8 protein-coding genes and 3 pseudogenes are annotated in these 9,690 nt (G+C 43.7%); 8 read left to right on the forward strand and 3 right to left on the reverse strand.

All coding sequences use genetic code 11. The features are described 5' to 3' along the window. Positions 1-99: 99 nt before the first annotated feature. Positions 100-995: pseudogene (locus AABK37_RS37750) on the reverse strand (ISKra4 family transposase); the annotation flags it as partial. 252 nt (positions 996-1,247) lie between these two features. Here AABK37_RS37750 and AABK37_RS37755 point away from each other — a divergent pair. Both AABK37_RS37755 and AABK37_RS37760 read left to right on the forward strand, forming a co-directional pair. Further along, positions 1,248-1,421 carry a hypothetical protein gene (locus AABK37_RS37755; protein WP_432556571.1) on the forward strand — a complete coding sequence of 58 codons (174 nt, stop codon included), beginning with the start codon at positions 1,248-1,250 and terminating at the stop codon, positions 1,419-1,421. Between the two features lie 298 nt (positions 1,422-1,719). Continuing rightward, positions 1,720-2,010: a DUF3598 family protein gene (locus AABK37_RS37760; RefSeq protein WP_432556572.1), complete on the forward strand. Its 291-nt coding sequence runs from the start codon at positions 1,720-1,722 to the stop codon at positions 2,008-2,010. On the opposite strand, the gene mobV is transcribed toward AABK37_RS37760, so the two are convergent. Further along, the gene (gene mobV, locus AABK37_RS37765) at positions 1,977-3,707 is read right to left on the reverse strand and encodes a MobV family relaxase (RefSeq protein ID WP_432556573.1); all 1,731 of its coding nucleotides are present in this window, start codon (positions 3,705-3,707) and stop codon (positions 1,977-1,979) included. The genes AABK37_RS37760 and mobV overlap by 34 nt on opposite strands. Before the next feature lie 588 nt (positions 3,708-4,295). On the opposite strand from mobV, the gene AABK37_RS37770 reads away from it, so the two are divergent. The 3 genes from AABK37_RS37770 to AABK37_RS37780 are packed head-to-tail and all read left to right on the forward strand — an operon-like array spanning position 4,296 to position 6,596. After that, positions 4,296-5,420: a ParM/StbA family protein gene (locus AABK37_RS37770; RefSeq protein ID WP_432556574.1), complete on the forward strand. Its 1,125-nt coding sequence runs from the start codon at positions 4,296-4,298 to the stop codon at positions 5,418-5,420. Continuing rightward, the gene (locus tag AABK37_RS37775; protein WP_432556575.1) at positions 5,417-5,866 is read left to right on the forward strand and encodes a hypothetical protein; all 450 of its coding nucleotides are present in this window, start codon (positions 5,417-5,419) and stop codon (positions 5,864-5,866) included. Before AABK37_RS37770 ends, AABK37_RS37775 begins: the two co-directional genes overlap by 4 nt. A 4-nt stretch (positions 5,867-5,870) precedes the next feature. Next, positions 5,871-6,596 (forward strand): hypothetical protein, encoded by a 726-nt coding sequence (locus AABK37_RS37780; protein ID WP_432556576.1) that lies wholly within the window; start codon positions 5,871-5,873, stop codon positions 6,594-6,596. A gap of 35 nt (positions 6,597-6,631) precedes the next feature. Here AABK37_RS37780 and AABK37_RS37785 read toward each other — a convergent pair. Next, positions 6,632-7,687 (reverse strand): annotated as a pseudogene (locus AABK37_RS37785) (IS630 family transposase). A gap of 178 nt (positions 7,688-7,865) precedes the next feature. On the opposite strand from AABK37_RS37785, the gene AABK37_RS37790 reads away from it, so the two are divergent. The 3 genes and pseudogenes from AABK37_RS37790 to AABK37_RS37800 form a co-directional block, all read left to right on the forward strand. Further along, positions 7,866-8,174 carry a hypothetical protein gene (locus AABK37_RS37790; RefSeq protein WP_432556577.1) on the forward strand — a complete coding sequence of 103 codons (309 nt, stop codon included), beginning with the start codon at positions 7,866-7,868 and terminating at the stop codon, positions 8,172-8,174. Continuing rightward, the gene (locus AABK37_RS37795) at positions 8,171-8,869 is read left to right on the forward strand and encodes a DUF6753 family protein (RefSeq protein WP_432556578.1); all 699 of its coding nucleotides are present in this window, start codon (positions 8,171-8,173) and stop codon (positions 8,867-8,869) included. Before AABK37_RS37790 ends, AABK37_RS37795 begins: the two co-directional genes overlap by 4 nt. A gap of 15 nt (positions 8,870-8,884) precedes the next feature. After that, positions 8,885-9,690 (forward strand): annotated as a pseudogene (locus tag AABK37_RS37800) (hypothetical protein); the annotation flags it as partial.

Below are 9,690 nucleotides of genomic sequence, written 5' to 3' on the forward strand. Positions count from 1 at the left end.
TACTTTGATTGCTACAGCACTCGATTTGGTTAATCCCAAGCATCTAAAAAACTGGTTTACAAACTGCTGTTACTGTACTTCATAAACCCGCAATCTGCTGTAATTCACTAAACGATGTCTATGTTTGCGTAGATAGTTTGTAAATTGGGTAACTCCTACATATTTAGTGTTCTTAAGTTTGGTAATTGCTTGTTCCACTTGTCCGTACCAAAGTTCAGCTTCAATGTCGATGATAAATTTTTTAGCCGCCTGTATTTTATACAGATTTTCTTTCAAATGATACCAGTCGAGAATTTCTTGACGAATATTAGAGTCGGCAATTTCTGCAAATAGATTCCAAATTCCATCATGTCCATCTCCCAAGCAGTAAAGAGTTTTACCGATATTTTGACTATTGATCCAATTAGTTACGGAGAGATTGTCTTGAAAGAATGCTCCGTAATATACCCCCTGTAATCGCCCTGTTTTATACTCTTTCCAATATGCAGGTTGACCTTTTTTTTCTGAACGAAGCCTTACTTTTCCACCATCTAAGCAGACTTCTGTTAATTTCTGTCTTACGTTCGGGGGGGATAAATCCACTTTTTTGACTTGGCGATGGTGCGTACTATGACCAACTTCGATCCCTGTTAGAATCTTAAGATCATTCTCTGCGTCCTGGAATGACTCGTTGGCTGCAAGTAATAAACAGCACTTTTCAAGCAATGGGCTAAATCGGCGATATGGTTCTATTCCCAAACGAGATGCTTGTTTATTAGTGATTTTAATCTTACCAACACAACTCCTTATTGTTCGTGTTTTCCCCTTTGTTGTTCCAGTCTTGTCTCCGACAAAAAAAAGGCAATTTTCGGACTGACGTGTTCCAGAACTTGATCGCGAACGGCCGTTTCTATGCCTTCAAAGGTTTCTATTTTTTCCGATGGCGTGTTTTTATAAAGAATCTTCGCGATCGCTTTTATGTGGGTATCTAAAAGTTCTTTATCTTCCGGGGTCATTGGACTTGATCTGTTTCTTGGACATTATTAATTCTCTCGAATTCCGGTAGCGATGTACAGTCGCCCAGATTATTCGCGAGACTTAATCGCGAATAATCTGGGCTTTTTTCTCTCTTTTTGCCAAATTGGGATGCTCCCGGTGCAGCCTTTGTTAACTACATGCCCATACGGGCTGACATATACTCTGAAATCTTCTGGTAAAAAATAATCTGTCATTTGAGTTTTGGCAACATTAAGAAAGTTTACAACCCAGTGGCGATATCTTCAAAGTCGGTTCGGGTGATGGCTCATTTGCGGATGAATGATGAAAGAACGCTTCGGGCGATCGCCTCGGAATTTACAGTCACGCTTCCACCAAAACCCAAAACGAGCGCCATCATGACGCTCGTTCGAGTTGGGGTATGTCCCCGTAGTTTAGTTATATAGTTTCGTTATAGTTGCAAGTCTTTTAATTACTACAACGGTGCAGTTGGCGATTCCGGACATAAGAGCGATCGCTCTTAGTGCGGGCGCTCTGCGCCATCGCGCCCAGGCGTGGCGAAAGCCCATCGCACATAACCCATATTCAACACCAGTAACATGTTTTTTGTCTCAAAATCTGGCAGATCGGATACCAAATCTGTATGACAATGTAAATCAAGACAAGTGGTGCGGCTGTCCAAAAAGATCCAAAAAAAGTAAGAATAGGTGAGGTGATTCTGAGTTTGATGGGATAAGTCAGTTTATGAACCTACAACTGCGAAATTGGGGCAATTTCTGTCGATATTATTCAGGAGACTTATATGGGACTTGGACTAGATATTACTTAGAGGAAAAATTTAGAGAATCTTTCCAATGTATTAGAAGTTTTCGTGCCAACGATGATTGTAGTGAAATCTCTCATCAGAATCATTATATTTATGCTGATGGCACAAGTTTGTCAAAAACTTTTAGTCCTTACTTGAAACCAACTAAACCTATCTCCCCAAATCAAACGCAAAGCTACGCTTGTCCAGTTCCTCGTTCCAATCCTTGACTTTTGGTTTGAGTCTGCGTTCCTTGTGGCAAAAGCTGCTTGATAAGTCTTGCCATTTCGTTTCCAGCAGTATTATTATCGTAAGCAGCAACCACTGTTGGTATCTTGCTCAAAAACTCCACTGGCAAGCTTCGAGCGCTATCGATTGCAAGGTACAGAGTTAGAAGCTGTTGCGGCTGCTCTAGCACAGATGCAGACAAAGCATCTATGGGGGATTTGGTTAACACCGCTCTTTGAATCGGATCGTCACTCTTTCCACCGCTTCGCACATAGAACCAACCAGCGTTCCGCTTGCTGCCTTTCTCCAAACCAATGAAGGTGTTATCCTTACCCATTGTTCCTCTCAAGAAAGCTCCCGTCACATCCCCATCCAGAGAGCGCATGATGAACACGGCATTTTGTTTAGAGTCAGCGTAAACTAATCCGCGTTTGTGCAGAGTCTGGACTAAGTTTTCAGGAAGTTTGCTTCCCGTAGTTAGGTAGTGTTGCACTGCCTGCCACCCTTTCTCATCCGGCTCAGGGGGCGTAAATTTGGCAACTGGCTCTACAAGCGCAATTTGTTGGGCTTGATTGAGTGTATGATTCGTTACAGCGCCTATCATCCCCGATTCTCCAAAGCGATCGCCTAGCCACGCCACAGCTTGTTGGAAGTTACACTCCTTAACGTGCATCACCAAGTCAATCGCGCCACCACCACCGCGTTGCTCACCTGAGAAGTCGTAGAACTTGGAGTCGGTAATGCTGATGATGTGACCGTAACCCTTCCACTTATGCTTATTATTGTAGTCTGGATCAAGTCCCAAGTTGTAGGCAACATCTTCTAGGGGCAAGTCACGCAGCACAAGGAGTTCTTCCTTGTACTTAAAAACTTCTGCTTCTAATTCCAGTATGCGCTGCTCCAGCTTCTGCCTTTGTTTTTCAGATGCTCTTGCTTTTTGCTCCATATCGTGATATCGCTTTAGTGCCGCAGCGCGATCTGATAGTTGGTGGTTGATGATGTCGAGGGATGGTTGTAAAGTTTCCTTGACGCGCTCTCGGTAAGCGATCGCATTCTCAGTTTGTGTAGCAATCGGTAGAGTTTGTTCCAAGTCCAAGTTGAGGGATTGGCGATTAATGGAAGCGTAATATTCTTTGACCTTGGTATGCTTGGCAGTACTACCTTTAATACCCCGTTCTATGCCCAATGGAGCAACAGCAGCTGCAAAACTATCTTGAAGCTCAGATAGCCTTTTGCGAGTTCCACCAAATAGCGCCCTACAGTTGAGCTTGCCACGTTCATCCAGTGGCACCAGGTAGGCATGAATGTGGGGAGTAGCTTCATCTAAGTGTAACTCACAGCGGACAACGCGATCGCCCCAAGATTGTTTTAGCCATTTTATCGTTGCCTCTGCAAAGTCGTCTAAACGTTTTTGGTTATAAGTTCCAGCGATGGATGAATCATCGGGACGGAAGTATTCAGCACTGGCACTCAGGACAAATTCAACACCCAGCACTGCATTAGAGCGAATCTTCTGATTGCCAATTTTCGCTTTGAATATCGTCGCCAAATCTGGATCTGACTTAGACCCAATTAGGCGGATGTTATGTACGGCTGGATCTGCATTGGGCGTATCCCGTTCCCTGGTGGTGTGTAGTTCGCTAGAAACCAGAGTTCCCCAATCCTTTATTTTCTGGATGCGACAAACCGTGTAAGCCATGAAATATGCGATCAACAATTCTTTCTATATCCAAGATGCTCGCTCATACTCCTGCAATGGCTCTATCTACGGTTGAATTTCGCGCCTGGTTTCAGGGTGGTTGGATTGACGTTGCGAACGAAACAATTTTAGCGGAGCGATGCCCGTGAGGGCAAAAATTGTGGAGTGAGTCCACAAACTAGTTTAAGACTAATCGAAAGCCAATGACAAGTATAAGATAATTGAGTGAAAAAAGTGACCAATATGTGTTTCGTAAATATCAAAAAGTTGATGTTCCTGTGTTGGTTAATTAAGTATGAATGAACGATATGAGAAGCAATTATGTAATTTCACAATTAAAACACAATCAAGTTAATGAAAAGTCAACCTATAGACAGATTAAGAACAATAATAAATCAAAAATTAAACACAAATAGAACACAATGGCGACATATTAAAACAAAAAATAACAATAGTGCCAAGAGTCAAGTAAATTTAAATACAAAAATAATTCCGTAGCGTACCTCTAACTTTATTCTGAGGTAAAAGAAAAGTCATGCAAGTTATCAATGAATAGTTGGGAACAAAGATAAGAGACATGACAAAGGAATGGCAGACTTAACAATGAGTTTTGACCCTGGTGCTTCATTGAATAAGGTGGTGTATCAAGTTAGGGGCGAAAAAACACCAACTCTGCTGGTGATGCAACCGGAAGTCATATTAGTAACACACGAGGCGATTAAAAGCTATGTGTCGAACCGCCTTGGTAATCCCCGCCCGGAAGCAGAAGCTTGGGGGGTAGTAAATGACAAGTGTTTTGTGGTGGGATGTCTTGCACGGGAGTTTCTAGCAGATGCGGGGATGCGGGAACTAAAGTACGAACGAGCAGTGTACAAGGTGCTGGCAGCAGTTGGAGCAATTAAGCAAATTTTGGGACTGCCAACTAAGTTTTCTGTGTCGTTGGCAGTGTTGTTGCCTTGGAATGAATATCCAGATAGAGAACGCTTTGAAAAGCTGCTGCGCTTTAGTTTGAAGAATTATACATTTAGGGATGAGCGATTACGGGTAAAGCTAGAACACTTTGAATGTCGTCCCGAAGGGAGTGGGCTGGCAATGAGTCGGCTTAATATCAAAGGGCTGGACTGGTTTCGTTCTCACTCAATTGCCACGCTGATGTTTGGGCATCGAAACACAAGTGCTTTGGTATTTGTAGAGGGCAAGTTGAATCATATTCATACCACTACAACAGATTTGGGCTTTCACCAAATGGTTTCGTTGGTAGTGCGGCGAACAAGTGGACAAAGTGCAGACATGCTCACCAAGGCAATTTTTAGTGCAGGTACTGCGATTAATGAGAGCCAAAGCGCAATAGCAGCATTGGCACAAAGTCGAGATGAGCATCGTCGGGCAGAAGAAGTGAGGGTAATTACCAGTGCGATCGCATCGTCACGGACCCAATACTGGCGACGGCTGAGTGCATGGCTAGATACAACACTGCAACCCCAGTTAAATGTGGGAGAGGTTATTCTCTGTGGTGGTGCAGCACATTACTTCAAGAAGGAATTGCAAGGGTATTTCTCCAGTACACCGACATATTGGGGAGATGAATTAATGAAGCAGGTACAAACCATTTTCTTTGCCGATCATCCCAATGCAACGGCGCTGGCATTTCGACTGCTGGATGGATTCGGGTTATTTCTTTATCTCCAAGAACGAGAGGCGGCAGTGGTATGAGTGGGCAAACCAGAAAAAGGTTAAACCTGATCCTGAGATACACGCCTTATGCTGACAGTCCTGATGGGGTGGTTCTGACTTATCTCAATTGTTCTCAAATGCGGGTGCTGAAGAAAACAGTGCTAGAAACTTTGTCAATGTGCTGGTTAGCACTGGCTTACCAAGAACGAGGGAATTTACCCCCAGAGGAATTGCGGTTAGTTGCACTCGGCTGTGTGGATGCTTTGGAGAAACATATCAGCTATATGAGGGCTGCATTTCGGTTGGAGAGTCCAACCGCCCAGAACTCACCTTTTCGAGAAGTGATGACTCCAGTGGTGTATGCTTCCACGCCACCAACTGTTAAGAATATCTCCACGAATGGTGAGAGTAGGGAAGAATCCGCGAATTTGTCAGGCGGCTCGAAAAAGAATTTGTATTTAGATAGTCAAGAACTTTTTGGATAAGACAATGCCACGAGTAAAAAAGACGGAACCAATGGATAAGCCTGTTGAGCAATTGAAACTAGAAAATCCGAAAACGTCGCAACCTTTAAATCAGAAAGCTGAAGCGAAGGAGCATCAGGAACATCAAGAATTTAGGGCTGCAACGAGCGCCATTCCCACAAGTGAACTGGATGCAGAAAATGGCTTAAAAGAAGCTTTAGTAAATCCCAAAACCCCGACCAAAATTCACCTCATTGATGGCGAGAAGGGGGGGGTTGGGAAATCGTTGTTTGCCAGAACTTTGATGCAGTATTGCATTGATACGGGAAAGTCCGTCACTTTAGTGGATGCCGATCGCACAAATGCCGATGTGAGTGAAGTATACCCGGATAAAGCCAAAACTGCCTCATTTAGTGAACATGAGAAAAAATCTTATGATGCTGACCAGATTTTTGATTTGGCATTAACTCAATCAGTGGTTGTGAATCTGCCCGCACAGGTTTATCTCCTCGTCAACGAATGGATTTCACGCAACAGTGTTCTTGAAGTCGGTGTTCAATATGACGTGCGCTTGGTTAAATGGTTCGTTTGTACTGGAGCATACGACAGTGTAAAATTATTCATTGAGTCACTCGACAAGTTTAAGGACACTATTACTCATGTTTTGGTGAAAAACTACGCAATGTGTGATGAGTGGGAGCGGGTATTAGAAAAGCCAGAATTAAAAAGTGCGATCGCTGAGTATAAGTAGGTGGGCAGGAAAATTTATAACTATGTAACGAAAAGTTAACCAGAGCGATTAGAGTCAAATTTAATACGTTTTGTACTGGAGTTGCCCTTTTCTCCCCTAACTTTAACGCCATCAATCACGGCGTAAGCGAGGTCTAATTCATCATCAAATATTTGCCCACATAGTTCGTCTTTTTTAAGGTGCTGCCACTCCAGTTCAATTGGGTTCATCTGGGAGCAGTATGGGGGCAAAAAAAAGATGTACAAACCCATATGTTCCCACTTTGACCATAGCTTTTGCACTTCTTTACATCGGTGTATGGGTCCGTTATCTTGTACAATCACCCTGATACGTCCTGCTTTTTCGGCTGACTCCGCTTCAAGTTCCATCATCTGAATGTAAGGCTTTTTACCCACACCTCCCATAACCAGACCGTAAACAAAACTAATTAAAGGTTGAAGAAAGCCGATAATGCTTAATCTACGACCACGACGCTTTGTTTGTTCTAGACGTTTTTGCTCACCTTGCTGGTAATAGGTATAACCAGGCTCACTCCAGGCACAAAACCCTGATTCGTCCAAATACTTTAGATCTATTTCTCCGGCAGCAGCAGCTAATTCCAGCATATCTAAGTCTGCTTGCTTTTTTTCCCGTATTACAGGGTCTTGTTTTCTTTTATGACTCTACGAGTGCTCTTTTCCAAATGATCCCCTTTTTTTGAGTACCCGTCTTATTCTGTCGGGACTCAATTTAATGTGGCGATGGCTCTGTAATTTTTGAGCTAATTGATGACTGTTATATGTGCGTGGCTCTTGTTTGAGGCATTCTTCCAAAAACAGTATGTCCTGTTCCTTCCACTTCTGTTTTCCCCCGCGCCCAGACAATTCCCATAGCCCTTCCACACCACACTCCTGCCATTTATGTAAAACTTCTCTTACTGTTTGTGTTGTCCAGTTAAAATGAGCAGCTATTTTTTCCACGTACCAACCGTGTGCGTTTAACCTGATTACTTCTGCTCGGTCTTTCACTTTCTGTGGTACATCGGCAGTCCTTAGATTTAAGAGGGTTTTGTTTTGCTCCGATGTCAGAAATACCCTTAGACGAGCGCCCATATTTTTCGTCACCTCGGTAGATATATTATCCGTATTTATTTATCTTTACATAGTTTGGTTTTTTCACGCCGACCTACTTATTTTTTCCACGTACCAACCGTGTGCGTTTAACCTGATTACTTCTGCTCGGTCTTTCACTTTCTGTGGTACATCGGCAGTCCTTAGATTTAAGAGGGTTTTGTTTTGCTCCGATGTCAGAAATACCCTTAGACGAGCGCCCATATTTTTCGTCACCTCGGTAGATATATTATCCGTATTTATTTATCTTTACATAGTTTGGTTTTTTCACGCCGACCTACTTAAAGTCAAGGAAGTTGTCTTTCCTAAACTATCGTTTCGAGAGCGGGATATCCTCTTAGAAGAAAAGCTGACGTTTGCTGCTGCAAAAAATTACACCCAGAAGCTAGGGGTATTGGGAACGCAGCGGGTGCATTCATTCTTGAAACAGGCACATGGCGAGTTGGACAAGGTGGGGCTATTGCCATGATGGAGAGTGAATTTGAGCTTGAGGGTGAAAAGTCAGTAAATAAGAGTCGATTAGACGCTGCATTTGAGGGCTACGGCGATGAATTTAAGGGCAAAGTCTTGGACATCGTTACCAAAACTGGGTTAGAACCTGATGATCCTTTATTCTTGGTGCTAGCAGCAACGGGCAGGTTGGAAGTGTTGCTTGAAGATGCCCCGGATACTTTAGGGCAGCTATTTAAGAACTGGAGTCGTGAACTTGCCCGTAATTTAGAGTTAGTCGAATCGGCAACTGTAGAGCGGCAGAAGTTAGCAATTTCCAAGGCAGCTGGGGAATTAATTCGTAAAGCTCAGATTTCCGAAGGGCAAAGATTGCTCGCTTCCCTGGTTCCTACTGCTGGCTTACTTTTAGCGATACTGGGTGTCGGATTTATCATGGACATGAGTATTCCTCCCTGGTTGGCTGGTGGGTTCGATCCAACTGGACCACGCCACCTGACTTTAAGCCAAGCTGAAACATTGCGTTGGGCTGAGTCGGGGGAAGGGAAGTTTGCCCGTAATCTCATGCAGTGGAATCGGGGGTATTTGGATAATAAATCGTGTGTTAAAGATGTGCAAAGGCTGAAAGTGGTGTTGAATTTGGACAATCGGCGGGCTAAGTCGGGATTTTGTTTGGTGTGGGTGGTGCCTGCGGATAAGCGCGAGTTTGAGAAGTAGAAACGCATTTGCGTTATGAGTTATCCCGTTGTCCTCTACCCAAAGCTGCTAGTTGACTTCATAGCAGATAATCCAATGCCACCAACTGTGGAACTAGGGGTAGGCGTGGTCAATAACCGTTCGCGCAGCGTGCGCCTAGCGCAATCGCTACCCTTGGAAACCTCCAAAAAATTGATGGATGCTCGCACTGTTGAGCATCAAAATTATTGGTTTTTCTATCCCTGTATTGTGATGGGATATGCCAGTTTGATGGTGTTAAACATTCTGGGGGTTTTTGGAGATTGGGGGTGGATGGTGTTAGGAGGTGGGGCAATTGGGAGTGGGTTCTGGCTTTATCAACTTTTGAAGGCAGATATAAATCGCTTTTTCTCAAATTCTTCAAATTTGTCTTATGTTAGTGAATATCCAACTGACATCAAAGGTGAAAAATTATCTGCTCCCCAAGTCGTGAATCGTGAGGACTTAAAGCAAAGGCAGTTCCTACAACAACGACTAAAAAAGCTCAAACTGACTCTCCACAATCGAGTGAGAAAACCGAATGGTGTAAGTGATGCACCGATTGGCGCATCTGAGGTTGTATTTAAACAAGTTCTGGAGCAGCATTTTCCGGGGCGGGTACAAACTCAGCTTCGGTTTCCGATAGACGAGACAGAGTATTCTTATAGCATTGACTTTGCAATTTTATTTGATGAGATTGGGCTTGCTATTGATTGTGAAATTGACCAAGCCCCGTTGGGGCGGGGTGTAGGGTGTGGGGTGTGGGGTGTAGGGAAAGAGATAGCCCCAACAACCAGTGGGAAACATACGCCCCGTCTTTTAAG

It is taken from the genome of Tolypothrix sp. VBCCA 56010, from assembly GCF_050875635.1.
Lineage (GTDB): Bacteria > Cyanobacteriota > Cyanobacteriia > Cyanobacteriales > Nostocaceae > Hassallia.